22 protein-coding genes are annotated in these 25,299 nt (G+C 60.4%); 10 read left to right on the top strand and 12 right to left on the bottom strand.

Features of this window, described 5'->3' with window-relative positions:
- Window positions 1-142: 142 nt before the first annotated feature.
- From AC1RDQ_RS22450 to AC1RDQ_RS22420, 7 genes are all read right to left on the bottom strand, one after another.
- Window positions 143-1,525: an LLM class flavin-dependent oxidoreductase gene (locus AC1RDQ_RS22450; protein WP_492588158.1), complete on the bottom strand. Its 1,383-nt coding sequence runs from the start codon at window positions 1,523-1,525 to the stop codon at window positions 143-145.
- 34 nt (window positions 1,526-1,559) lie between these two features.
- Window positions 1,560-2,405 (bottom strand): amino acid ABC transporter permease, encoded by an 846-nt coding sequence (locus tag AC1RDQ_RS22445; RefSeq protein WP_492588156.1) that lies wholly within the window; start codon window positions 2,403-2,405, stop codon window positions 1,560-1,562.
- Window positions 2,402-3,223, bottom strand: a complete 822-nt coding sequence (locus tag AC1RDQ_RS22440; protein ID WP_492588165.1) for an ABC transporter substrate-binding protein — start codon at window positions 3,221-3,223, stop codon at window positions 2,402-2,404. The genes AC1RDQ_RS22445 and AC1RDQ_RS22440 overlap by 4 nt, the downstream gene beginning before the upstream one ends.
- Before the next feature lie 189 nt (window positions 3,224-3,412).
- Window positions 3,413-4,381, bottom strand: coding sequence for a DHH family phosphoesterase (locus AC1RDQ_RS22435; RefSeq protein WP_492588154.1), 969 nt, complete (start codon window positions 4,379-4,381; stop codon window positions 3,413-3,415).
- 12 nt (window positions 4,382-4,393) lie between these two features.
- On the bottom strand, window positions 4,394-5,182 hold the full coding sequence (locus tag AC1RDQ_RS22430; RefSeq protein ID WP_154910496.1) for an SDR family oxidoreductase: 789 nt from the start codon (window positions 5,180-5,182) through the stop codon (window positions 4,394-4,396).
- A gap of 32 nt (window positions 5,183-5,214) precedes the next feature.
- Complete coding sequence (locus AC1RDQ_RS22425) at window positions 5,215-6,384, bottom strand: sulfotransferase family protein (RefSeq protein WP_492588152.1); 1,170 nt, start codon at window positions 6,382-6,384, stop codon at window positions 5,215-5,217.
- Window positions 6,381-7,496, bottom strand: coding sequence for a hypothetical protein (locus AC1RDQ_RS22420; protein WP_492588150.1), 1,116 nt, complete (start codon window positions 7,494-7,496; stop codon window positions 6,381-6,383). The genes AC1RDQ_RS22425 and AC1RDQ_RS22420 overlap by 4 nt, the downstream gene beginning before the upstream one ends.
- A 209-nt stretch (window positions 7,497-7,705) precedes the next feature.
- On the opposite strand from AC1RDQ_RS22420, the gene AC1RDQ_RS22415 reads away from it, so the two are divergent.
- The 4 genes from AC1RDQ_RS22415 to AC1RDQ_RS22400 all read left to right on the top strand — a co-directional run bounded on the left by AC1RDQ_RS22415 (window position 7,706) and on the right by AC1RDQ_RS22400 (window position 12,379).
- Complete coding sequence (locus AC1RDQ_RS22415) at window positions 7,706-8,176, top strand: SRPBCC domain-containing protein (protein WP_492588148.1); 471 nt, start codon at window positions 7,706-7,708, stop codon at window positions 8,174-8,176.
- On the top strand, window positions 8,091-9,185 hold the full coding sequence (cysD, locus tag AC1RDQ_RS22410) for a sulfate adenylyltransferase subunit CysD (RefSeq protein ID WP_317851340.1): 1,095 nt from the start codon (window positions 8,091-8,093) through the stop codon (window positions 9,183-9,185). Before AC1RDQ_RS22415 ends, cysD begins: the two co-directional genes overlap by 86 nt.
- Complete coding sequence (gene cysN / locus AC1RDQ_RS22405) at window positions 9,185-11,077, top strand: sulfate adenylyltransferase subunit CysN (RefSeq protein ID WP_492588146.1); 1,893 nt, start codon at window positions 9,185-9,187, stop codon at window positions 11,075-11,077. The genes cysD and cysN overlap by 1 nt, the downstream gene beginning before the upstream one ends.
- 129 nt (window positions 11,078-11,206) lie before the next feature.
- Window positions 11,207-12,379, top strand: coding sequence for a helix-turn-helix transcriptional regulator (locus AC1RDQ_RS22400; protein WP_349736176.1), 1,173 nt, complete (start codon window positions 11,207-11,209; stop codon window positions 12,377-12,379).
- Window positions 12,380-12,393: 14 nt separating this feature from the next.
- Here AC1RDQ_RS22400 and AC1RDQ_RS22395 read toward each other — a convergent pair whose 3' ends face one another.
- On the bottom strand, window positions 12,394-13,158 hold the full coding sequence (locus tag AC1RDQ_RS22395; RefSeq protein ID WP_492588164.1) for a tetratricopeptide repeat protein: 765 nt from the start codon (window positions 13,156-13,158) through the stop codon (window positions 12,394-12,396).
- 317 nt (window positions 13,159-13,475) lie between these two features.
- On the opposite strand from AC1RDQ_RS22395, the gene AC1RDQ_RS22390 reads away from it, so the two are divergent.
- Window positions 13,476-14,360 (top strand): serine hydrolase domain-containing protein, encoded by an 885-nt coding sequence (locus tag AC1RDQ_RS22390; RefSeq protein WP_492588145.1) that lies wholly within the window; start codon window positions 13,476-13,478, stop codon window positions 14,358-14,360.
- 112 nt (window positions 14,361-14,472) lie between these two features.
- On the opposite strand, the gene AC1RDQ_RS22385 is transcribed toward AC1RDQ_RS22390, so the two are convergent.
- From AC1RDQ_RS22385 to choX, 3 genes are all read right to left on the bottom strand, one after another.
- Window positions 14,473-15,027, bottom strand: a complete 555-nt coding sequence (locus AC1RDQ_RS22385) for a YdeI/OmpD-associated family protein (protein ID WP_218498304.1) — start codon at window positions 15,025-15,027, stop codon at window positions 14,473-14,475.
- Window positions 15,028-15,116: 89 nt separating this feature from the next.
- Entirely contained in the window at window positions 15,117-16,250 is a 1,134-nt protein-coding gene (locus tag AC1RDQ_RS22380; protein ID WP_492588143.1) for an aminotransferase class V-fold PLP-dependent enzyme, read from the bottom strand.
- Window positions 16,251-16,599: 349 nt separating this feature from the next.
- The gene (gene choX / locus AC1RDQ_RS22375; RefSeq protein WP_492588141.1) at window positions 16,600-17,538 is read right to left on the bottom strand and encodes a choline ABC transporter substrate-binding protein; all 939 of its coding nucleotides are present in this window, start codon (window positions 17,536-17,538) and stop codon (window positions 16,600-16,602) included.
- Window positions 17,539-17,627: 89 nt separating this feature from the next.
- Between choX and betI the strand changes: the two genes are divergently transcribed.
- Both betI and AC1RDQ_RS22365 read left to right on the top strand, forming a co-directional pair.
- A complete protein-coding gene (betI, locus tag AC1RDQ_RS22370; protein WP_057715282.1) occupies window positions 17,628-18,218 on the top strand; it encodes a transcriptional regulator BetI in 591 nt (196 codons plus the stop codon).
- A 2-nt stretch (window positions 18,219-18,220) separates the two neighbouring features.
- Window positions 18,221-19,645, top strand: a complete 1,425-nt coding sequence (locus AC1RDQ_RS22365; RefSeq protein WP_492588140.1) for an amidase — start codon at window positions 18,221-18,223, stop codon at window positions 19,643-19,645.
- A gap of 292 nt (window positions 19,646-19,937) precedes the next feature.
- Here AC1RDQ_RS22365 and AC1RDQ_RS22360 read toward each other — a convergent pair whose 3' ends face one another.
- On the bottom strand, window positions 19,938-20,834 hold the full coding sequence (locus AC1RDQ_RS22360; protein ID WP_340315796.1) for a LysR substrate-binding domain-containing protein: 897 nt from the start codon (window positions 20,832-20,834) through the stop codon (window positions 19,938-19,940).
- Between the two features lie 274 nt (window positions 20,835-21,108).
- Here AC1RDQ_RS22360 and AC1RDQ_RS22355 point away from each other — a divergent pair, with 274 nt between their 5' ends.
- From AC1RDQ_RS22355 to AC1RDQ_RS22345, 3 genes are all read left to right on the top strand, one after another.
- On the top strand, window positions 21,109-21,726 hold the full coding sequence (locus AC1RDQ_RS22355) for a LysE family translocator (RefSeq protein ID WP_492588139.1): 618 nt from the start codon (window positions 21,109-21,111) through the stop codon (window positions 21,724-21,726).
- A gap of 236 nt (window positions 21,727-21,962) precedes the next feature.
- Window positions 21,963-22,706 (top strand): protein-L-isoaspartate(D-aspartate) O-methyltransferase, encoded by a 744-nt coding sequence (locus AC1RDQ_RS22350; RefSeq protein ID WP_224795391.1) that lies wholly within the window; start codon window positions 21,963-21,965, stop codon window positions 22,704-22,706.
- A gap of 2 nt (window positions 22,707-22,708) precedes the next feature.
- Complete coding sequence (locus tag AC1RDQ_RS22345; RefSeq protein WP_492588138.1) at window positions 22,709-25,141, top strand: SAM-dependent methyltransferase; 2,433 nt, start codon at window positions 22,709-22,711, stop codon at window positions 25,139-25,141.
- Window positions 25,142-25,299: the final 158 nt, after the last annotated feature.

The following is a 25,299-nucleotide window of genomic DNA, read 5'->3' as shown; positions in this document are numbered from 1 at the left end:
TGCTCGCGATAGCGGTGGGTCAGCCAGTATCTCTGTTGGATGTGCCGGCCTCTTCGCGGGCAAGCCCGCTCCCACAGTGTCCCGGGCTTAACTGACCGGCATTTGCCTCTGGAGAGCCGCTTTTTTTCAGGACTGTCCCGCCCTAAAAACCTTTATCAAATCGGAATGAGGCGCCGTAGGCAGAATCCGGTAAATGGCTGGCGCCATCGTCCCGTAACCGCGAACGGAAAGTACCGCTCTGTGGCTGGGTACGATACAAGCCGCGTTTTTGCAGTTCAGGAATGATCAGTTCAACGAAGTCCTCAAGGCTGCCCGGGCTGATCAGCGGGTTGAGCATGTAGCCGCTGGTGCCGGAAATACGGGCGTGCTCTTCGATCCGATCGGCCACTTGTTGCGGCGTTCCCACCAAAATCAGATCACTGCCCCGGGTGACATTGGCAAAGCGCTGTTTGACATCGCCGGCGGTCAAGGGCTTGCCACTGCCATCAGGACGCATCACATAGGAAGTCATGCCTTCGGTGTGAGTGGACAACGCGTCGCTGTCCGCGTAGCGGCTGATGTCGATACCGGTATCACCGGCATAACTCACCAGTTGCGCCTGCAAGTGATAGTTGCTTTGCAGTTCGTCATATTTGCGTTGGGCTTCGATCTCGGTCCTGGCCGTGACGATGCGAAGTACCGTCAGTGATTTGACATCCCCGGCGTGACGCCCCCATGCCCTGGCCTGCGTCCATATATCTTCCAATCCCTGGCGAATCTCCAGCGGGTTGGACTTGGCGATGAAAATCAGTTCGGCGTGCTTGGCTGCAAACTCGCGGCCACGGCCTGACCAACCGGCCTGGATCAGCAAGGGTGTGCGTTGCGGTGACGGGGACGTCAAATGCGGCCCGGCCACCCGATAATGCTCGCCAACATGATTGATCGGTCGCACGCGATCGCCCTTGGCATAGACCTGGCGAGACTTGTCGGCAACCACGGCATCGTTTGCCCAGCTGCCTTCCCAGAGTTTGTAGACCACATCGAGAAATTCATCTGCGCGTTCATAGCGATCATCGTGCTTGATCATCTGCTCCAGACCGAAGTTGCGAGCGGCGCTGGTCAGGTAGGAGGTGACGATGTTCCAGCCGACCCGACCATTGGTCAGGTGGTCCAGCGTGCTGAAGCGCCGGGCGTGGGTGAAAGGATGCTCGTAACTGGTGGTGACAGTGACGCCGAAGGCGAGGTTTTCCGTCACGGCGGCCAATGCCGGGATGATCATCAACGGGTCGTTGGCCGGTGCTTCCACCGCCCACTTCATGGCCGCGTCGGCATTACCGCCAAACACATCGTAGAAACCCAGCACATCACCAAAAAACAGCATGTCGAGATGAGCCTGGTCGGCGATGCGTGCCAGGTTCGACCAGTAGCCCAGCGAGTTGATGGTCAGTCGCTCGTCAGCCGGGTGCGTCCACAGGCTCGGCGCGCCGCCACAGCCAACGCTGGCTTGCTCGTATAACGCAAACAACAGAGGTTTTGGATCGGACATCGTAGTACCTGTAAAAAGTCATTAAACGGACGGGTCAGCGCTGATGCTTGAAACCTTTGCCGTAGTGGCGTTCAAGACGGTTCTGTATCAACTCCAGTCCAATGGACAGGAGCCAATAGATAATGGCTGCGGTGGTGAGCATTTCGATGTAGCGGTAAGACGAGCGTCCGTACGACTGCGCCAGGAACATCACTTCCCAGACCCCCATCACCGATATCAACGATGAGTCCTTGAGCATTGAAATGAACTGACTGGTTGTCGGGGGAATGATCGTGCGCATGGCTTGCGGCAGGACGATGTGCAGGAACGTTGCCGTCGGCCCCAGCCCCAGAGCCATCGCTGCTTCGCGCTGTTCGGGTGCTACAGCCATGATGCCGGCACGAAAAATCTCGCTGAGGTAGGCACCGTAATTGAGCGACAGCGCAATGATTCCCGCGCTGATGGCGCCCGGCACGACACCCAACTGCGGCAGCCCCAGGTAGATCAGCAGGATCTGAATCAACAGTGGAGTACCGCGAAAAAAAGACGCATAGAAACTGGCAACGCCGAAAGCCACTGCACTGCGAGACAGGCGCGCCAGTGCCGTCACGAAGCCAAGGAGCAACGAAAGCCAGATCGAACACAAGCACAGGAACAGTGTCAGCGCGGCGCCTTGCAAGAAACCGTCAGGCCCCAAATGCAGGCCGACCAGATTGGGCAGCTTCTGCACAATGATCGAGAACTTCAGATCGAAGCTCATGAAAAACATGACGCACAGGCCAAACAGCACTGCCCAGGTCAAATACAGGCGAGTGCGAAAACCAGGTATCGGGCTGAAACGACGCGTCTCGGTTTCGGGGGCGACAGCCGTCTTGGCCGGGTGTGGATTGAGGGCTGTCATTGGCTGATATCGGCACCGATCCACTTCTGTGAAATCTTGCTTAATGTGCCGTCGGCCTTGAGCTGGGTGACAACCTCAGTGACTTTGGCATTCCATTGCGGATCACCCTTTTCGATCGCTACCACGTTGGGCTCTGCATACAGCGTGTCGCCGGCAATTTTAAAGCGAGGATCCTGGGCGATGCGTTCGCGAGCAGTGATGAGGTTGGTGACCATGGCATCCAGGCGCACGCCCGTGCCCAAGGCCAGATCCTGGAAAGCTACCGTTTCGTTGTCGTATGGCGCGACCTGGACGCTTTCGAATGGATAGCTCAACGGCTTGTCCTCGGCGCCCTCGATCACCAGATCCTTGTTCAGATAGGCTTCATAGGTCGACGCACTGATCACACCGACTTTTTTACCTGACAGATCCTTGCCCGTGACAATGTCCTTGTCTTTGGCATTGACCACGATCACGGCCGGGGACTGGTAATACTCCACCGGAAAGTCGAACACTTCGGCCCGTGCCTTGCTCGGGGTCATCGAGCAGACGCAGATGTCATATCGTCCGTTCCAGTGGCCGGCAGCGATGACATCCCAAGACGGAGTCTGCAGCTTCAGCTTCACCCCTAGCCGTTGCGCAACGGCCTTGGCGACATCGACGTCAAACCCGTCCAGTTGGTTCTGTTCATTGAGAAAGGAGAATGGCGGATAGCTTTCCATCAGAACGCCGGTCAGCTCCCCGCTCCTGGTTACGCGATCCAGAGTTGCGCCCGCCAAAGCCGTCGAGCAGGTAGCCAGTAATGCCAAGCCAAATGGTAAAAGCGCCTTAGTGTTCACAGACAAGTGCTCCAATCGATTCAAAATACTGAATAGATTAAAACGCACTATAAAAATAGTTTGTACTAGCTTTATGGAATATAAGACTGCGTTCAAGCTATATTGGATCAAGCGGTTCAGGTGCTTGAACCGCTGACTCTTGGTGGCAAGCAACACCCCGACAGATCCGGTCCGGGCGTTGCCCTTTGCTCAGCGATAGCAATCGAGCAGGCGTGCGGCGACTTCCTTCAATTGCGCGTCGGCCAGACGGTTGATCCCGGCAGCACGCTTGCGCCCGCCCCCCGTTGGAAACTGCCGGCAGAAGGCATCCGCCGCCAGCCCGGCCTCTTCCGGTACCCGCAGGCTGAACGCCCAGTCACCGTCCGCCCTGGCGCTGAGCAAGCCGATCGCCTTGCGCGGCGCACCGGCCGCCAGCTGGTTGGCCAGCACACCACTGACCCGCCGCGCCCAGGGTTGCGCGGGCAGGCGGTACAGCTGCGCGCCTCGGCCCTCGTGCCAGGGTTCAAGGCCTGCGGCTGCAGCCATGTCGGCGGCGTGGCCGGTGCGCAGAGTGGTGAAGCTTGTGCTGTGGCGGATGAAGTCCAGCGGGTCGTGGTAAGGCAGCAGCTCGGCGGCCAGCGCCAGCGGCTCGAAGTGCAAGTCCGACAGGCTGTCGCCATAGGCGTTGTAGTTGAGCAGCAGGCCCAGTTCCTCCAGGGCGTGCACCTCGTTGCTGGCCAGGCCATGCTGCGCCGCCAGCACCCGGGCCGGGCCGGACAGGCCGTCACCAAAGGCAGCCGCCACCGCCCAGCGGTGATGACGCCCGTCCAGGTAGGTGTTGACCAGCAGGCTGGTACACACCTGGGCGGCCGTGTCGATGAAGGACTCGAATGCCGGATGCTGCGGCAGTTCACCAGCAAAGTGGTGGTCGAAGTAGCGTACCCGGGTGCCGGCGTCGAGCAGGCGCCGGGTGGCCTCGCGGTTCTGCTCGTGGGCCACGTCCAGCACCGTGACCCGCTCGCCGGGCCCGGCCTGGACCCGGCGCAACAACTCGATGTCGCGCTTGACCCCGCTGACCAGGCGCACCTGCGGATCCAGTTCACCCGCCAGGCGCAACTGCTGCAGGGCGCACAGACCGTCGGCATCGCCGTTGAAAGCGCAGTGATCGATTGTGTTCATCTGCCCTGCTCCTCAGTACATGACTTCGCCGCCGTTGGCATCGAGTTGCGCACCATTGATCGCACTGGCGTAGTCCGATGCCAGAAACAACGCAGCGCGGGCGCACTCCTCGTCGCTGCGCATGCGCCCGCCAGGGATGCCGGCACTGAACTCGGCGCGCACCTGTTCTTCGCTGACACCCCGGGCGGCAGCGCTCTGGCGTACCAGTGCCTGCACCGGCTCGCCCCACATCCAGCCACAGGCCAGAGCGTTGACCCGCAAACCGTGGGCCGCCTGCTCGCTGGCCAGGTAGCGCACACTGGCCGCCAGGGCGCTTTTCGACGCGGCATAGGCCGCGCCACCCTGATACGGTTTGCGCACACCCAGGGTGTTGATCATGACGATCGCCCCCGCGCCCTGCGCGCGCATTGGCGCCAGCACCGCGCGGCTCATGTTCAGCGAGCCCAGCAGGTTGACCTCCAGGGCCTCGCGCAGCGGGTCGTTGTCCGCCTCGTCCACCGCCTGGAAACCACCATGGGAAAAGGCGCTGTTGATCAGCGCATCGATACGGCCGAATTGCTCGAGGGTGGCTTCGGCGAAACGATTGCACGCCTGCACATCGGTGATGTCGGTGGCCACGCACAGCACTTCGCAATGCCCGGCGACCGCCTTGATGCGCTGTTGCGCCTCAAGCAGGCGGCCCATGTCGCGGGCGCCGATGGCCACGGCCCGCGCCCCTTCGCGCGCGGCCTCCAGGGCCAGTTTGATACCCAGCCCGGGGCCGACGCCCGAGACCATCACGACTTTGTCTTTAAGCAGCATGGGATGAATCCTCTTATTGTTATGGGGCAGGCTCAGGCGCTCAGGTGCCGGGCGCGGTACTCGGCGTAGTCACGCTGCAGCAGCGCGACGCTGAGGCCGAACTGGTCAGGGCTGTAGTGATGGGCAGCGCGTTTTTCCCGGCCATTGACGGACAACCATTGGCCCATCTCTGCCTGAACCTTTGCCGTGCATTCAAGGCCGGCGAAGCGATAGATGCGCTCGACCACGGCCTGAGGCGCGGCCAGGGTGTCTTCGAACTGCACATCGAGAAAGCGCCCGGCCGGCATGCCCTCGCGCACCGCCATGGCATGGCGCAAGGCCCGCGCCATGCGCCGGTTCCACTGTTCGCCGACGGCTTGGGCATCGGCCTGGTCGCTGTACAACTGCCACAGGGTATGGATGAAGCTGGCCAGCGAGGGAATGGTCCTGGCCGGTTCGCGATGGGTGAGCACCACCTGCGCACCGGGGAACACTTCGAACAACAGCTCCAGGGTATGCAGGTGCTGCGGGCTCTTGAGCAGCCAGCGCCGGCCGGGGGCGATGCCACGACGTGCCTGCTGCCATTGCAGGAACTGCAGGGAGCGCTTGAGGTAACGGTAGACCTGGGTCTGGTCCTGACGGTCGAGCCAGGCGGTGTAGCTGGGGACGTTGACGTAGGAGTCCATGGCGCAGAGGAACGAGTGCTCCATCAGCATGAACTCTTCGTCGGGCTGCTCGGCGTCCAGTGGGTGAATGGCCAGCAGTTGCGGAAGGAACTCGACCATCGCCGCCACTTCGGCACGCGCCCGGCCGAGGCGCTGCAACGGCTGCTCCAGGGTCTCCCCGTCGAGGGGCGCCGGGTAGCGGGTTTCCCACCACTGCGCCTTGCTGAACTGCGGGTCCACCGCCAGGGTGCGTTGCAGCAGCGTGGTGCCGGTGCGTGGCAGGCCGACGATCACCAGTGGGTCGTTGATTTCCAGCTCGAGGATTTGTGGGTAACGCCGACAGTGATCCTCGATGATCAGACGGTTGACCAGTTGCGCCAACAGTTTCTCACGCAACAGTCCGCGCCCCGACACGGATAGCCGCGCTTCTTTTTCCAGGGCGTCAGCCAGCACCACCAGGCCCTGGCGAAAATCGCCGGGGCCGAAATCGTCGAGGCCGCCCGCACGTGCGCAAGCTTCAGCCAGCAAGGTATCCAGGGCGAAGTCATTGGCACTCATCGCACAAGCTCCTTCAGATCATTGAGTTTGACCACGCGTGTCGTTGGCTGCACCGGCTGCTTTGCTCCCACCCATCGCAGGCAGAGGGTGCCATGGGGATGGCCGGCAGTTTCCAGCCAGTTCGCCAGACCAGGGTCAACGCAGCAGAGGATCATGCGCAAGCGGCCATCCGCCTCCAGTCGCGCCGACTGTTTGTTCAGACAGATGCGGTGGTAGCGGTAGTCGAGCGACTCCATCCAGTAGTTGTTGATCTGCACATTCCAGAAATCGCAGTCGGGCACCTGATCGACCTCGATCAGCAATGCCTCGTCATCAGCCAGAGCCCAGTAGGAGTGGTAATAGAAAATGTTCGGGTCGCCCCCCACCGACTGGCACAGTGCCTGGTCGGCGGCGGGCAGTTGATTGGTGTGCTTCTGATAACCCTGAGCCCAGTCGGCGAATAACCGCGCGGTGTTCTCGACGAAACTTCCCACCCGCTGCAGGCTTTGTTGCAAGCGCGGCGCATTCAGCGGTTCGGGTGTCTGGCGGGCATTGAGGCGTTCAATGCGCAGTTGCGCCGGCTGCTCGCTGCTACGGTCCAGAAAGGTTTGGCGGACAATCAAGGCATTGCTCTGCGGTTCGAGCCGCAGCCAGTTACCGATGCCGGGTGGATGCTGGCTGAGGATGATTTCGAAATTGCCCTCGGCATCCGACTGCAACATGCCTGCATCGAGAAAGCCGGTCTGGATCATCTTGCCATCCGTCTCGTAGCCCCCCTTCTGGGAGCCGAAACTGAGGTAGGCAACACTGCCGCGCTGGCCGCTGACCCGATACTCGTGCGCGCCGTTGAGGCGCGCATAGCTATACAGATTATCGGGGTTGTCGGCGCCAATTTTCGCGGTTTCATGGGAGGGAGTGATGAAGCCCGGGAAGTCCGGATCGGCAAATTCCAGGTGCATTTCCAGTGCAATGCGCAGCAAGCGCGTGAGATAGCGAAATCCTTCGGCGCGGGTCTGCACATCGGCCGGAGCCTCGGAGCGCAATATTTGCTCGCCGCTGCGCCGCAGTTGCTCGCAGAAGAGGTTCCAGCTTTCGCCGCTGAGCACCTCCTGATCGATCCTGTCTGTAACCATGTCGGTCTCCTCTGTTGGCGGAAAGTCCGCCGCTGCCAGTGACCTTAGGGAGCACCCCCTTGCCGATTCTTCGTCCAAGCGGACTAAATCGCCTGCTAGTCCGCACGGACGAGGAGCCGTGCGCCGTGAGCGGCGAGGATCGCGCCTGAGCCCATGGCTTACTTCCCGCCGCAGTTCGTGGCGCGCAGTCACCCTCAGAGGAGTTACCCATGACCGCAGAGAAAAATCTGGTCCGCTCAGTGACCGTGGACATCGCCGCACCCGCCGAATTTGTCTGGTCGGTACTGATCGACCTGGTGCGTTATCCGCAGTGGAACCCCTACACCGTCAAGGTCGAGTCCAGCTTGCGACTGGGCGAACCGGTCAATCTGTTTCTGCCCGATCCGGGACGACCCGGTGAACTGCTGCACGTGATCGAGTACCTGGCTGAATTCGAACCCCACCGGTTACTCGCCTGGGAGATGTATGCCAACGCCGACAATCCCGACGCTGCCCGTCGCGAGCAGCACATCGAGCCCACCGGCGCGGCCAGTTGCCGCTACCACACCACCGACCAGTTCCTCGGCGCCACCGCCGACCAGGTCATGACCGATCATGGCGCTTGGGTCAAACAAGGGTTCGATGCCGTTGCCCACGCCCTCAAGATCCGTGTCGAGACGCTGTACGCGTCCGTCGCGTGACCTGCAGCTGCCGGCGCCTCTTCGTCCAAGCAGACGAAGATGTGCCGGCGGTGCTTTACCTACCGTGGTGTTCAGCCGGCGCCAATCCCGGCAGAACTCGAGGAGGTATTCGATGTTGACTCATCTGCAATGGCTGGAAGCGGAAAGCATCCAGATCATCCGTGAAGTGGTGGCCGAGTGTGAAAACCCGGTGATGCTCTACTCCATCGGCAAGGACAGTGCGGTCATGCTGCACCTGGCGATGAAAGCCTTCGCCCCGGGCAAGCCGCCCTTCCCCCTGCTGCACGTGGACACCACCTGGAAGTTTCGCGAAATGATCGCCTTTCGCGACCAGACCGCCGAACGCCTGGGCCTGGAACTGCTGGTGCACATCAACCCCGAAGGCGTGGAAAAGGCCATCGACCCTTTCATCCACGGCTCGGCCTTGCACACCGATGTGTGGAAGACCCAGGGCCTGAAGCAGGCCCTGGACCACTACGGTTTCGATGCCGCGTTCGGCGGCGCCCGGCGCGACGAGGAAAAGTCGCGGGCCAAGGAGCGGGTGTTTTCGCTGCGCTCCGAGCAGCACCGCTGGGACCCCAAGCAGCAGCGCCCGGAGCTCTGGCACCTGTACAACACCCGCAAGCGCAAGGGTGAAAGCCTGCGGGTGTTCCCGCTGTCGAACTGGACCGAGCTGGATATCTGGCAATACATCTACCTGGAACAGATCCCCATCGTGCCCTTGTACTTCGCCAAGGAGCGCCCGGTGGTGCGCCGTGACGGCACGCTGATCATGGTCGACGACGAACGCATGCCGCTGCTGCCGGGAGAAACCCCGGAACTGCGCAAGGTGCGCTTCCGCACCCTGGGCTGCTACCCGTTGACCGGCGCCATCGACAGTGACGCCGACAACCTGCCGGCGATCATCGGCGAAATGCTGGTCAGCCGCACCTCGGAACGCCAGGGCCGCCTGATCGACAGCGACTCGGCGGGCTCCATGGAGAAGAAAAAACAAGAGGGGTATTTCTGATGAACGCAATCACCGACGCACGCAATGGCGACCTGACGCCCTACCTGCAACAACAGCAGAACAAGCAACTGCTGCGCTTCATCACCTGTGGCAGTGTCGACGACGGCAAGAGCACCCTGATCGGCCGACTGCTGTATGAATCCAAGGTGTTGTTCGAGGACCAGCTTGGCCAGCTCGAAGCCGACTCGAAAAAGCTCGGCACCCAGGGTGACGAACTGGATTTCGCCCTGCTGGTCGACGGCCTGAGCGCCGAGCGCGAGCAAGGCATCACCATCGATGTGGCTTATCGCTTCTTTGCCACCGACAAGCGCAAGTTCATCGTCGCCGACACCCCCGGCCACGAACAGTACACCCGCAACATGGTCACCGGCGCGTCCACCGCCGACCTGGCGGTGATCCTCATCGACGCCCGCCAGGGCTTGTTGACCCAGACCCGCCGGCACAGTTACCTGGTGTCGCTGCTGGGCATCCGCAAGGTGGTGGTGGCGATCAACAAGCTCGACCTGGTGGACTACTCCCAGGCGGTGTTCGAGCGCATCGAAGCCGAGTATCGCGCCTTCGCCGCGCAGATCGGCCTGCAGGATATCCAGTGCATCCCGCTGTCGGCGCTGCGCGGCGACAACATGCTCCAGGCCAGCCCCAACACGCCCTGGTACCAGGGCCCGAGCCTGCTTGCCTACCTTGAAGACGTACCGCTGGAGCAGGACCGGCAGAGCCAGGCGGCGTTCCGTCTGCCGGTGCAGTGGGTGAACCGGCCGAACCTGGATTTTCGTGGCTATTGCGGCAACGTCGTGGCCGGCAGCGTGCGCGTCGGCGAGCGCATCCGCGTGCTGCCCTCGGGCCAGCAGAGCGAGATCACCGGCATCCTTGGCAGCGCCGGGGAGCAGCAGCAAGCCCTGTGCGGCCAAGCCGTGACCCTGACCCTCAAGGACGAGATCGATATCAGCCGCGGCGACCTGATCGCCCTGGCCGACACCCCGCCGGCGGTGGCCGACCAGTTCGAAGCGACCCTGGTATGGATGGACGAACAGCCCCTGCTGCCGGGGCGCCCGTACCTGATGAAGATCGGTTGCCGCACCGTCGGCATGAGCTGCGCCAACCTCAAGCACCGGGTCGATGTGAATAGCCTCGAGCACCTGGCGGCCAAGACCCTGGAGCTGAACGGCATTGGCGTATGCAACCTGCACCTGGACCGGCCGATCGCCTTCGATGCTTATGCCGACAACCGCGATACCGGGGGCTTTATCGTTATCGACCGCCTGAGCAATCGCACGGTCGGTGCCGGCATGCTGCACTTCGCCTTGCGTCGTGCGCAGAACGTGCACTGGCAGGCCATCGACGTCAACGGCGAGGCCCACGCCGCGCTCAAGGGCCAGTCGCCACGGGTGCTGTGGTTTACCGGTTTGTCCGGCGCGGGTAAATCGACCATCGCCAACCTGGTCGAGCGCAAGCTGCATGCCCTGGGCCGGCACACCTATCTGCTCGACGGCGACAACGTGCGCCACGGCCTGAACCGCGACCTGGGCTTTACCGAAGCCGACCGGGTGGAAAACATCCGCCGGGTCGCGGAGGTGGCCAGGCTGATGCTCGATGCCGGACTGATCACCCTGGTCTCGTTCATCTCGCCGTTCCGGGCCGAGCGTGACATGGCCCGCAGCCTGGCCGGTGACGGCAACTTCCTCGAGATCTTCATCGATGCGCCGCTGGCCCTGGCCGAGCAGCGCGACCCCAAGGGCCTGTACCTCAAAGCCCGGCGCGGTGAGCTGAAGAACTTCACCGGCATCGACTCGCCCTACCAGCCGCCAGTGGCGCCGGATATCCATATCGACACCCGGCACGAGTCTGCCGAGGCCGCCGCCGAACGCATAGTCGAAGCCCTGCTGGCGCTGTAAGAGCTACCGGGCGCAGCCTGCCCCTTGGGCATGCGCTGCGCCCGTCAGTGCCTAGGCCAAACGGACGATTTTGCCGTCGTGACCCCGGTCGATACTCGCCCATGACAACACGCAGCCAAAGAGGCGCGCATGACCCTGCCCTTTTCCACCTGCCCGGACCTGCACGCCAGCATCGACATCCCCTCTGCCGAGCTCAGCAGCCTGCTCGGGCTGGTCTACCACGGTACGCTGGAGCCCACGCCCTGGGCCAGTTTGCTGGAAGCCCTGCGCCAGCGATTCGCCGCCAGCTTCTTCACCCTGGTGCTGCGCAACCCCGACCATGAACGCCCCGGGCTGATCGTCAATGCCTCGGTGCATGGCGCGCTGTTGCCCGGCGAGCCCTCTTACAGCGAACACTTCTATTCGATCTGCCCGTTCCTCGACTGGCCCGCGGACCAGGTGGCCAGTGCCGACCAGGTGCTGGGCACGGAGGCCTGGCTGGCCCATGATTTCTACCGCAACTACCTGCACCCCCTGGACCTGCGCGATGTGCTGGTGGCCAACATGCGCACTGCCGCCGGCATGCACTGCGCACTGTTCGCCTGCCGCGACCACGCCAGCGAAGCGTTCACCCCGGCGCAGATCAACCTGATCCGCCTGTTGCTGCCGCACCTGCAACAGGCGGTGGACCTGCACTCGGCGGTGGATCAACTGGATGCCGAACGCCAGCTCTACGCGGCAACCATCGACCGCCTGATGGTGGGCACGGCCATCCTCGACGAGAACGGCCGGATGATGCGCTGCAACCGTGCCGCCCAGCGCCTGTTCGACAGCCATGACGGTCTGGAGTGCAAGCACGACAAGCTCTGTGCCTTCGCCAACCATGAGAACCGCACACTGCAGCAGGCCATCCAGGCCGTGTTGAAACAACGCCCCCGCGGCCTCGACGACCTGCAAGTCCTGACCCTGTCGCGGCCCAGCGGTGAGATGCCGCTGAACCTGCTGCTGCGCCCGATTGCCATGAACTACCAGACCCACAACAGCGCCCGACGCCCGGCAGTGGTGGTGTTTATCCGCGATCCCGCCGACTCGCCACAAGCCTCACGTGACCTGCTGCGTAGCCTGTTCCAACTGACCCGCACGGAAACCGAAGTGGCCATGCTGGTCATGGACGGCCAGACCCTCGATGAGACAGCCGAGGCACTCGGGGTTTCGCGCAACACCGTACGCGCTCACTTGCGCGGTGTATTCGCCAAGACTGGTGCCACGCGCCAGGCGCAACTGGTCAAGACCTTGCTCAATAGCGTGGCGTCGTTGGGGTAGCTATCTTCATAAACTCAACCGCGCACCAGGTAGGCCCCCGGGGGAACCCGATGTCGCAGCTTCTTGCATTTGCCGGGTGCGGGCTGATGCCCCGCCGGGCGATCAGGAAACCAGATTCGGCATTTACCCGGACGCGGCATATGGCCGCGGGGAATCTCGACCTCAGCGTACGCCCGCTCTGGCTCGACATTAGTCATTTGTAATTTTCCTTCGGGCCCGGCTCTGCCAGCCGACGGCGCATCCAGCCCCCGATATGCCTCTGCGCGAGCCAAGTTGCCAGCGTCGTTCCCAGTGTCCGGAGTGGATTGCTCAGCAACGGCCACTTCCGCTTCGCGACGCCTTTGGGCCTCCTCTTCCAGCCCCTTCTGTACTGCGACCAAGTCCTCTTTTGCATTGGGTGGGGTACCCGAAGTCTGGGCCTGCTGCGCCGCCTGGATCAATTGGAAGTTGCGGTTGCGTAGCTCGACGTTGCGACCAACCCGTATGTTCGAGCGCGCCGCCAGGGTTTCAGCCTGCTGGTACTGCCCCTGCTGAAGGCGCAACACACCCAGGTAATGCAATGTCGCGGGATTGTTCGGCTGGATATGCAGGGCACGCTCCAGCGTGGCGGCGGCCTGGTCCAGTTGGCCATTTTCATACTGTCGCGAGGCGGTTTCGATCAGGGTGGTTGATGCGCTGTTACTCTGCGCCGGCGCGCTTCGTTCGGCAGCAACCGAACAAAGCGACGGGACAGCGCAGAACACCAGGATGAAGCCCGGCAGAAAACTCTTGGTTGGCATCAGGGGGCGGACTCGACTGAATTCAAACGGCACTGCCGTAAAACAGGCCACAACGCTGCTCGGCATTTGCGATACAGGGCCGCTATTGACCTGGCCAATACCCTGAAGTTCCTGCTGCAACGACCGTTGCGACCAGTACCATTTTTTACCACCCACAACATCCAGGCACGATCTGTTGCTGTTCTTCACGCAGGGCGTAAAACGGCCAAGAGCCGTCGTTCAGGACAGTACAAACGGCTGACTTTTCACTCTGGCGAAGAAGAGTGAATGAGATATCTTGTCGAGCTGTCGATCCGCTCAACATTCCAAGGAAGCCAATGCTCAGTTCACTCGTATCAAATGGTCAGCCACAAACGCCTGACCGGTTAGAACTGATGGCCCCCTGGTGGAGTTTTACGAAAACAGTCCTGGCTGCGACAGCCCTGTCGTTGGTACGTGACGGGCTCATCGGACTGGACGACCCAATTTCTGATCAGCCTTTCACGTTACGCCAGCTACTGCGGCATGAAGCAGGTCTGGCCGATTACGGCGAACTTGCGGAGTACCACGCCGCTGTTACGAACAGTGAGCCAGCCTGGTCGGCAGATGAAATGATGCAACGCCTTGACGGTGCTCGACTTCGATGCAATCCCGGAACCGATTGGCATTACTCGAATGTTGGCTACTTGCTCATCGGCAGGCTTATTGAACGGCTAACTGATCTGACGCTTGATGATGCGGTGACTCAACGTGCACTTACTCCTCTGGGCCTGTCGAACGTTCGCTTTGCTAAAACGCGAGCAGACTTGCAAAAGACCCATCTTGGAAGCACCTCAAATTATGACCCCGCGTGGGTCTATCATGGCTTGCTGATCGGCCCAATTTCCCAAGCAGCGCTATTTCTGGATCGACTCCTCTGCGGTGAACTGCTCTCCACGGGCTTGCTCCAGGAAATGCAGACAGCACGAACATTGGGCGGCCCGATTCCCGGGCGCCCATGGATCATTCCGGGCTATGGCCTAGGTGTGATGCAAGGGTCGATTGACGGCGGACATTCCCTATGCGGGCACACAGGCTGCGGGCCAGGCAGTGTCATTGCTGTCTACCGTATCCGCGACGGCGACGCATCGGCTTGTTGCGCTGTTTTTGAAGCGGGTGCCAGTGAAGGTGCCGTCGAAGCCATCGCGGTGCAACAGCTGATGCAAGTTATGCGCGGTGGCTGACGACGGTTAAGTCCTTTTGGCGTCGACCTCATGATTCGCCGGATGACCGCTTCACGCCCTGAGGAAGTCAGTCAACCAAAAATCGTCAGGCGTATTCAACGGAACATTCCATTTAAGAGTTTTCTGCCTCGGGCGCACGGAAGGCCTTACTGTAATAGCCGGACTGGTCGAAACAGCAAACCTGCTTCTTGCCGGTTGCAAGCATATCGCAGGCATCACCAATTCGCTTTTCGCGCGTCTTGAGTTGCTTGGCTGAAGTAATCCAGTGGATCCAGTCTACTCGTGCGATGGTCGTTGTATTATTCCAAACTTTACGAGCCTCAGGAGTGGCTGCCAGTGCTTCCTCAAAATCTGCCGGGATGTCAGGCTCGGGTTCCTTTTTCACAGGGGTTAGCTCGAGTGTAACGATATCCCCAACGGCCACACCTGCGGCGTCGAGTAACTCGCTACTTACCTTCAGCCAATGGCTCAGCTGACCATCGGGCTCAAGGGTTGCCTGGAAATGGTGCCCATTGATTGTGCCTTCAACTGTCGTCCTTCCCCGCCTCGGAAGCGGTTCACTCGCGTCTCTTGGCAGTACTGCGAACGCCCAGGACGTATCATTACCGGGCTTTGCCGGACGAAGAAGCTTTGCTTCGAATCGGGATTTCACATCGATTATTGTCATTGCCACTCCTCCAACTAATACGCCTGACTACTTTCTGGCAACATCACTGTAGCGTTTAAATACGACATTGATGACGCCGAGATGAGCGCTTAGTTATCCATCACCTTATCCAGTGCCTTCTCGAGGGTGCTGACCGTGCGCTCGATATTGTGCAGCTTTTCGAGTCCGAACAGACCGATGCGAAAGGTCTGGAAATCGGCCGGCTCGTCGCATTGCAACGGCACTCCGGCGGCGATCTGCAGGCCGAGGCTGGCAAATTTCTTACCGCTCTTGATGTCGGCATCATCGGTGTAGCTCACCACTACGCCAGGAGCCTGAAAGCCGGCTGCGGCCACGCTTTTGATGCCTTTGCCGGTCAACATTGCGCGCACCCGATCGCCCAGAGCCTGTTGTTCGCCGCGGACCTTGTCGAAACCGTAGGCTTGCGTCTCTTTCATCACTTCGTTGAATCGCGCGAGGGAATCGCTGGGCATGGTCGCATGGTAGGCATGTCCGCCCTGTTCGTAGGCCTGCATGATCTGAAGCCACTTTTTCAGATCGCAGGCGAAGCTGCTGCTCTGCGTCTGCTCGATGCGCTCGAGGGCCAAAGCACTGAGCATCACCAGGGCGCAGCACGGGGAGGCGCTCCAGCCTTTCTGCGGTGCGCTGATCAGCAGGTCGACTGCGCATTTGTGCATATCAACCCAAATCGTGCCTGAGGCGATGCAGTCCAGCACGAACAGGCCACCCACCGCATGCACCGCGTCGCCAACGGCCCGCAGGTACTCGTCGGGCAGGATAATCCCTGATGAGGTTTCAACGTGGGGGGCGAAGACAATCTGCGGCTTCTGCGCCGCAATGGCTGCCAGCACTTCGTCCAGAGGGGGTGGAGCGTAGGCAGCCTGGCGACCTGTGTCGACCGGTCGGGCTTTGAGCACCGTGGTGGCCGCCGGGATGTTGCCCATCTCAAGGATCTGGCTCCAGCGATAACTGAACCAGCCGTTGCGTATCACCAGGCATTGCTGGTCGGTGGCGAACTGTCGCGCCACCGCTTCCATGCCGAATGTGCCGCTGCCCGGCACCACCGCAACAGCCTGGGCGTTGTAGACCTGTTTCAGGGTCTTGGAAATGTTCTTCATCACGCCTTGAAATGACTGCGACATGTGGTTGAGCGAGCGGTCGGTGTAGACCACTGAGTACTCGACCAGCCCCTCGGGATCGATACTGGGATAGAGCTTTGACATGGGTGACTCCTTTGGCAGGGATCTCAGTGGTATCGACCCTGCCCTAAGCCTTGGCAAATGACAAGATTGCTCGGGATTGAATTGCGACTTCTGTCGAGCGGCTGGCAGCATCAGGTCGATTACTGGACGTAGCAATGCTCGCAGGTGGCTGCTGAGTTGTGGGAGGGGGGGCTTAAAGGTTCAAAAGTGTTTGAAACCCCAAGGGGAATTCATTTTTGGACATTGCGGTTGGGCGGTAGCCGGATCGATACGCCGCTCGCGCCTAGCACATGGGGCCTAGGCGCTGCGCCGATAAGGATGCTCCCGGTCTATAGAGCCCGGGGAGATTCAATTTGTTGAGAAGTGTCGTCTATTTGGACGCAGTATCCATATAAGACTTTACCGCCGCGAGCCCAGGTTGACCTTCCACTGTTTGAACATCAAGCAACGTTCTATCAAGCCATTCGGGATGGGCACTCAGCCATTTTTTTACCGCAGAGCGTGGGTCAAGGCCACCATTGATCACGTAGTCCATCATGGTGTTTTCGGCATCGATGGAAAACTCCAGATTTTTCAGGAGTTGGCCCACGTTAGGGCATTCCTCCAGATATCCCGTACGCACGTCGGTCCGCACCGACGATGCGCCGAAATTTGCTCCGTAGTACTTGTCACCGCCTGACAAATATTCCAGTTCAATATTCTTGTTCATTGGGTGAGGTGCCCAGCCCAGAAACACAATCCAGTCGTTCTTTCTGATTTGCCTGCCGACTTGTGTCAGCATGCCCTTCTCACTGGACTCAACCAGGCTCCAGCTACCCAGGTTATACGCGTTATCCGCGATGAGGTTCTGGATCGGTTTGTTTCCGCCTGGCTCTACTCCATAGATTTTCCCGCCAAACTTTGACTTGTAAGTGTCCAGGTCAGCATAGCTTTTTACACCTTGCTCATAGACGTATCGCGGAACCGCCAAGGTAAATTTTGCGCCCGTGAGGTTCACTCGCACTGTCTGAATCGACTTGTTGTAGTAAGGCTGAGCCGCCTCGATCAATGCGGGATCCCATGTTCCGAGGAACACGTCGATACTCTTGCCTTCCATCGCCTTGTAGGCAATTCCCGTCGATAACGTTATGACTTTTGGGGCGTAGCCCAGTCCTTCCAATACTGCTGTGGTCAAAGACGTCGTCAACGTGATGTCGGTCCATCCCACCTCTGCGAACTGAGGCGCGCGACACCCCACAGGGTCCGCGGCGCCGGCAATCCCCTGGAATGTCATCAACAGCACGGCACAACCGATAGCACTGCTTTTCATACCGGATCCCCTTGCGTTCTCTTGTTTTTTGGAGAATCCAGTGATAACTTTTTTTTCATTGAGTGTCCAATGAAAAAAGAGAGCCCCCCATGCCAAAGGTCGGAATGCAGGAAATCAGAAGGAAGCAGCTCGTTGAGGCGACGCTCACCCTCATTGGTGAGCAAGGCATGGCGGGGACGAGCATGGCTCAGGTCAGCGCCCGTGCGGGGCTGGCCAACGGCATCGTCCACCACTATTTCTCGGACAAGAATGCTTTGCTTGAAGCCACCTTGAGAGAGCTGAACAAACGCATAAATGCCGAGATCTTTGCGCGCCTGCGAAAGTCCGCAACACCCGCTGAGCGTGTTCTCGCGTTTGTGGACGGGAACGTCAGTGCCTTGAACCTGACGCGAGACAATGTCGCGGCCTGGCTCGCTTTCTGGGCCCAGGTACCGCAGTCCCCCAAATTGCAGCGGGTACAGAACATCGTTGCGCGCAGGAGCCACTCCTTACTTTTCCATGCCTTGTCAAAAAGCATGGACAAGGCAATAGCCCATTCCAAGGCGCAGATGATCGCGATCTTCATCGACGGCTTATGGTTGAGGGCTGCGGTCGATTGCAACCCGGACACGATCGATGATTCGCGTCGTTTGGCTTACGAGTTCCTCAACAACGTACTTGGTTATGATCTGGAGGCGTAGAAATGACACCTGAAGAGTTTAAAAGTCTTGATGCCGTGGGCCTCGTTCAACGGTTGAAGTCCGGTGAAGTCACTCCGCTGGAGCTGGTCAACCTGGCAGCCAGAGAAATTGAAATCCAGGACCCTGCCTTGGGCGCGGTCGTTGCAATCGATATCGAAGGCGCGCAACGAGCGGCGCTAGATCCCAAGGCAGGACCACTCGCAGGTGTACCGATCCTGATAAAGGACACCAATATCGATGTAAAAGGCTTTGCAACCAGGCACGGTTCGCGATTGTACGAAGATGCCGCCCCCGCTCAGGTCGACAGTGAGTTTGTGAGTCGATTGCGCAATGCCGGCGCAATCATTCTCGGGAAAACCAAAACACCTGAGTTTGCAGGAGACTTTGTGACAGAGCCTGAATGGCAAGGCCCTTGTCGAAACCCCAGGAATCCGCAGTACGCTTCTGGTGGATCAAGTGGAGGGTCCGCCTGCGCCGTGGGCGCAGGCATGGTGCCCGTTGCACACGGCACCGACTGTGGCGGGTCGATCAGGGTTCCGGCTTCCGTTTGTGGTGTGGTTGGACTGAAGCCAAGCAGGGGACGCACCCCTGTAGGTCCTCATGTCGGTGAGTTTGTTGGTGGCCTTGATTCCGAGCATGTACTGACCAGGACCGTCCGCGACAGCGCATTGCTGCTGGATGTCCTGTCTGGCTATGAACCAGGCGCGCCTTATGCTGCTCCCCCCGCCCCTCCCTCTTGGCTCGAATGCCTGAAGACGAGGTCGCCACGACTCAAAATCGCCTTTGCCTGCGCCCGTCCAGATGGCTCGAGTATCGATGAGACCATCCACAAAGCCATATTGAATGCCGTGGATTTTTTAAGTAAAGACGGCCATGAATTACGCCCGTTCAATTGGCCAGACATGACCAAAGCCGGTGCAGCTGCTGCATTATTCTGGCAGATGGAAATTGAGGCCTTGATGGAACACAAAGCCCAAACTCGCGGTTATCCGATCTCGGCACAAGATGTTGAATGGATTACCTATGAGTTTTACAAATGCTCGACTCAGAGAACGGCACTGGATGTACACCATGCACGGGCCACCCAGAACAAAGTAAGCCACGACATGGCCGATAGCTTCACCGATATCGATGTCCTCATCACGCCAACGGTAGCGCTTGCTCCACCGCTGATTGGTGGTTTTGTCGCCACAGGGGAAAGGCATCTGGACGAGTGGTATAAAAACGCTTACGCATTTTCTCCCTTCACCGAAGTTTTCAACTTGACCGGCCAGCCGGCCATCAGTATCCCCGTCGGGATCATGGAGAACGGCCTTCCAATCGGGATGCAGATAGTTGGCAAATTTGGTGACGAGGAAACCATCCTCAGACTTGCAAGTGAAGTTGAACGGAGCTTGTTAGCAACCACCCTGTTTGCAAAGGCATGATCATGCGCTGAACTACGACAGACTTTCTGCGCGTTGTCGCTGGCTCGCTGAATTGACCCAAACTCTATAGACACTTCCTGCAGGCAGTTATTGGATCGTTGCCTGACGTGATTGGCTGCTTCAAGGGCAAAAGGAATGTTTTATGAGTGTCGGATTTGGGTCGATTCTGTTGAGAAAGTCAGCTTCGGTTTCCACCGCAGAAAAGTTCGCGCCTGTGTTTGCAATCCGTGTTTTGCGCAAAAGATTCAGGGCTCAGTGACATAGCCGCGTGCAAAAAAGACGCTCGCACTACTCACGCTCGGCCCAAATCACTCTTGATCTGTTTTGTGCATAGGCCCATCTGCTTTGTGACCCAATCCCTGAAAGCGGTGCACTTGGCACTCTCCTCAAAAGGCCTGGGTGACAGTAGGCAATAGGCCGACCCGTCCTGGATAAAGCCAAACGGTGCGATCAGTTGTCCGGACCTGAGTTCATCCTGAACCATGAGAAAGGACACCACACTGATCCCCAACCCCGCAGTTGCTGCCTGAATACACAGATAGAAATGCTCATAGTCGACCGAGCCAGCATTAGGCATAGCCATTTCCGAAAGGCGCAGCCAGTTGTCCCAGGCCAACGGGCGTGTCTGGCTACGCAGCAAGCGCACTCCTTCCGATTTCCTTTTATCGGGACTATTGGACGGGGTGCACACAGGTCCAATCCATTCCTCACAAATCGTCACGCTGTGGATTGATTGATCCAAGTGAAAATCATCACGTCGGATGGCCAGATCCGCACCTGAGCGCGCGAAGTCTATAGGACCACCGGCCGCCAGCAGTTGGACTTGAAGGTGCGGGTGAGCGGCATGGAAGTCAGGCAGTCGCGGGATCAGCCACTTCATTGCGATGGTGGGTTCACACGATAGTACGAGTACGTCCTCGCGGACTTCTCCCTGCAACCGGTAAACAGCACTTTCCAATTGTTCGAACATGGGCCCGGTAACGTCGTACAGAAGGCGGCCAGCACGGTTGAGAAAGATCGCACGGTTGCGCCGATCAAAAAGTTCGACCCCTATTGCCTCCTCCAACAATCGAACCTGGCGGCTGACTGCGCCATGGGTGACGTGCAGCTGCTGAGCGGCTCTCACGAAGCTTTGAGTCTGGGCCGCAACGTTGAAAAAACGAAACGCAGCCAAAGGAGGCAAATTCATATTGACGATGATTACTCACAGGTTTCGACGACTATAAATCGTTTTTTTTATCGGTGGCAATTCTCCATCATGACCTCCATTCGCCCCATCTGCACGCACAACTATCAATGATTAGAGGCATTGCATGAATGCCATGCGAAGCCAAATGCCACTGGGTGATGTAAGTGCCGCGAGCAAGTGAAGCTGCCACCCACCCTCAATCTGTGCAAAAACGTAGCGCAAATGCAATTACTGTCGTTCGCGGCATGGGCATCCATTGCGCCGGAGAGTCTTCATGAACGAATTGCTTCTAGTTGCTGCCATTTCCATCCTGGCAGTTATCAGCCCCGGCTCTGACTTCGCCATGGTCACCCGCAACAGTTATGCATATGGACGACGCAGCGGTTTGATGGCCGCACTGGGTATCGCCTGTGGCGTCCAGATTCACGTTTTCTACACAGTGTTCGGCGCTGCAGTGATCTTCACTCAATCACCCTTGCTGTTCATGGCAATGAAGTTGCTGGGCGCCGGATACCTCATTTATCTGGGTATCAAGTCCCTGACCAGTACTTCTTCGTTGACATTTGGTGGCGCCAACGCCTCAGCCCCTTCATCCTGGGAAGCATTTCGTACTGGCTTTTTCACTAACGCGCTCAACCCTAAAACCATGTTGTTCGTGGTGGCGACATATAGCCAAGTGGTGCACACAGGCAGTTCGCTAACCGCAAACTTTGCGTACGGCCTGTTTATGTCGTTCACCCATTGGGCGTGGTTCAGTTTCGTGGCAATGTTTTTCTCCGCTGAAGCGTTGCGCCGGCGAATGCTGGAAAAGCAGCAGGTTATCGACAGACTCATTGGCACGGCACTGATCGGCTTGGCGGCGCTTCTGGTCATTCCAGGGGTTGGAGGTTAGTGTCGGAGGAGTGTTATGAGGTCAGTGCGAAGGGCTCCTTATAGGCAGCAATCGGCTGACAATCGCATTCACTTTTGTATCACCGCTTGAACTGGCTGGGTGCTATCAGTGCAGTTACGGGTTGCGATGTTTTCCCGGGCAGTCGCCGCAGCCTGATTTGGTCGCCGGCACCCCCGGCTTGCCGAGTCAGCCCGCCGGCCATACGATTCGACTATTCCTCAGGCGGAGGAGTCATTGTGAAGCCGGTGATGCTCCTGACGCGCATCCTGGCGCCTGCCATCGCTCTGGCGTTGGCATCTGCCGGTCTGCATGCCGACGACCCGTTCGCGCCGTTGCGCGATGCCATGGTGCGGGAGATCGCCAACATGTCGTCCGTCACCCGCGACGAAACCGGCAGAGTCGAGTTTGCCGCGCCGGTGATGGCCGCGATGGCCAAGGTGCCACGCCATAAGTTCGTCCCGCCCGACGAGGTGCCCTACGCCTACGAGAATCGTCCGCTGCCGATCGGCTACGGCCAGACCATCTCCCAGCCGTACATCGTCGCCTTGATGACCGACCTGACGCAGGTCGGGCCCGGCGACGTGGTACTCGAGATCGGCACTGGCTCGGGCTACCAAGCGGCGATCCTCGCCGAGCTGGCGCAGGCGGTCTATACGATGGAGATCATCGAGCCGCTAGCAGTGCAGGCCGGGGAGCGCTTGGGCCGTCTGGGATATGCGAAGGTGCAGGCCCGGCTGGGCGATGGCTACCACGGCTGGCCCGAGCACGGGCCTTACGACGCCATCCTCGTCACCGCCGCCGCCAGCCATGTGCCGCCGCCACTGATCGCCCAGCTCAAGGCCGGCGGACGGATGGTAATCCCGGTCGGCGCGCCGTTCATGATCCAGTACCTGCTGCTGATCGAGAAGGCCGGCGATGGCAGTGTGTCCACCCGGCAGGTGCTGCCTGTGAGCTTCGTGCCGCTGGTCGGAGGCGGTTGAGCATGCATTCGCCGCCCTTGCTCGCCCTGGCACTGCTGTCTGCCTCCGCGCTCGGCTATGAGGTGCTGCTGCTGCGACTGCTTTCGATCATCCAGTGGCACCATTTCGCCTACATGATGATCAGCGTCGCGCTGCTCGGCTACGGCGCTGCCGGCACCGCTGTGGCGCTGGCACGGCCTGTGCTGGCGCCGCGCTTCCACGGCGTGTTCATCGGCGGCGCGGTGTTGTTCGGGCTGAGCGCCATCGCCTGCTTCAGCCTGGCCCAGCAGGTTCCGTTCAATCCCCTCGAGATCCTCTGGGACGCGCGGCAGTCGGCACGCCTGCTGATGATCTACCTGCTGCTGTTCGTGCCGTTCTTCTGCGCGGCGGTGTGCATCTGCCTGACCTTCACCTGCTTTCAGGAACAGATTCACCGGATCTACGCCTTCGACATTCTCGGCGCCGGCGTGGGCAGCCTGGCGGTCGTCGCCGCGCTGTTCGCCCTGACGCCCGTCGATGCGCTGCGGCTGCTGGGCGGCACCGGCATCGCCGCCGGGGCGCTGGCCGGAATGGCTTGCACGGGGCATAGGCACTGGCTCGCGCCGTTGCTGCTGGCGGCGGCAGTCGCGGTGCCGGCCGGCGTGCCCGGGCGCTGGATCGCCCTGTCGCCCTCCGAGTACAAGGAACTGAGCCAGACGCTGCGTATCAAGGATGCGCGCGCAATCGCCCAGACCTGGAGTCCGCTGGGTCTGCTCACGGTCGTCGACAGCCCGACCATTCCCCTGCGCTACGCGCCTGGCCTGAGCCTCAACGCGACACAGGAACCGCCCGCACAACTGGCCATCTTTACCGACGGCGACGGCCTTTCCGTGCTGAACCGCTATGACGGGCGCCGCGAGCCGCTCGCCTACCTGGACTACCTGACCTCAGCTCTGCCCTATCACTTGCTGCGCCAACCCCGCGTGCTGGTGCTGGGCAGCGGCGCCGGCGCCGATGTGCTGCAGGCGATCTATCACGGCGCCAGCGCGGTGGATGCCATCGAACTGAACCCGCAGGTGATCGATCTGGTCCAGCGCCGCTTCGCCGACTTCTCCGGCAAGCCATACAGCGCGCCCAACGTCCGTGTGCTGATCGGCGAGGCGCGCGGCCTGGTGGCTTCGCGCGGCGAGCCTTACGACCTGATCCAGATCGCCCTGCTGGACTCCTTCGGCACTGCCTCGGGCGGCCTGCATGCGCTGTCCGAGAACTACCTGTACACGGTGGATGCCTTCGCCGAGTACCTGCGCCATCTCGCGCCCGGCGGCCTGCTGGCCATCACCCGCTGGGTCGCCCTGCCGCCGCGCGATGTTCCCAGGCTGCTGGCCACAGCGGCCGCGGCCATCGAGCGCGACGGGCAGGCCAGCGCGGCGCGCCGCATCGTCATGATCCGCGGCTGGAAGACCGCGACGCTGCTGGTCAGCAACAGGGATTTCGACGACGCCGGCATCGCTGTGCTGCGGGAGTTCTGCCGGGCGCGCTCCTTCGACCTGGCCTACTACCCCGGGATGACCGTGGCCGAGGCGAACCGCTACAATCTGCTCGACCGGCCCTGGTTCTTCGAAGCGGCGCAGGCCCTGCTGTCCGGCGAGCGCGCGGAGTTCCTGGCGCGCTACAAGTTCGACGTGCGTCCGACTACGGATGATCGGCCGTATTTCTTCCACTTCTTCAAGTGGCGCTCGCTGCCGGAACTGTTGGCGCTGAAGGCGCAGGGCGGCCTGTCAATGTTGGAGTGGGGCTATCCGGTGCTGATCGCCACGCTGCTGCAGTCCGGCCTGGCCGCCGTGCTGCTGATCCTGGCGCCGTTATGGGTGGCGCGGCGGCGCCAGCGGCGCTCTCGAAATGCGGCTTTGGCCAGGTTCGAACTTCGGATCGTGTCCTACTTCGCCGCCATTGGCTTTGCCTTCATGTTCGTGGAAATCGCCTTCATCCAGAAGTTCACCCTGTTCCTCAGCCACCCGTTGTATTCGGTGGCGGTAACGCTCAGCGCGTTCCTGATCTTCGCTGGCCTCGGCAGCCGTTACTCCGGCCGGCGGCGGGGGGACATTGGAATGGGTGTGGGGCCTCGTCATCCGCTCGCGCGGCCAGTCCTGGCGATCTGCGCGATCGCCCTGCTCTACCTGATCGCCCTGCCCCCGTTGTTCCAGCTGCTGGCGCCGGTGGGGACCCTCGCCAGGTTCGGCATCTGCGCCGCGCTGGTAGCGCCGCTGGCGTTCGCCATGGGCATGCCGTTTCCGCTCGGACTCGGGCGCGTCTCCGCGTGCGCCGAAGCACTGGTGCCGATCGCCTGGGGCGTCAACGCCAGCGTATCGGTGGTGGCGGCCGTGCTGGCGACCCTGTTGGCGATCCACCTGGGTTTCACCGTGGTGTTGCTGCTGGCGTTGCTGCTGTATCTCGCGGCGGCGGTCGCATTTCCCTGATCGCGGCGGTTCGCAGCAAAACGTCAACAGACCCTGGTGAGACGAATGGCCTGTTGGAACGCCGCTTGCCCAGTTCACACGTCTCGCCGGTGGTGACCGGCAGAAACCGGCCATAAGCAGCCAGTCGGAAATGTCCACGAAACCATGGGCGATTCACT

This window comes from Pseudomonas sp. GW823-FHT02E01, from assembly GCF_058797535.1.
This window is presented reverse-complemented; position numbering and strand designations above follow the sequence as displayed.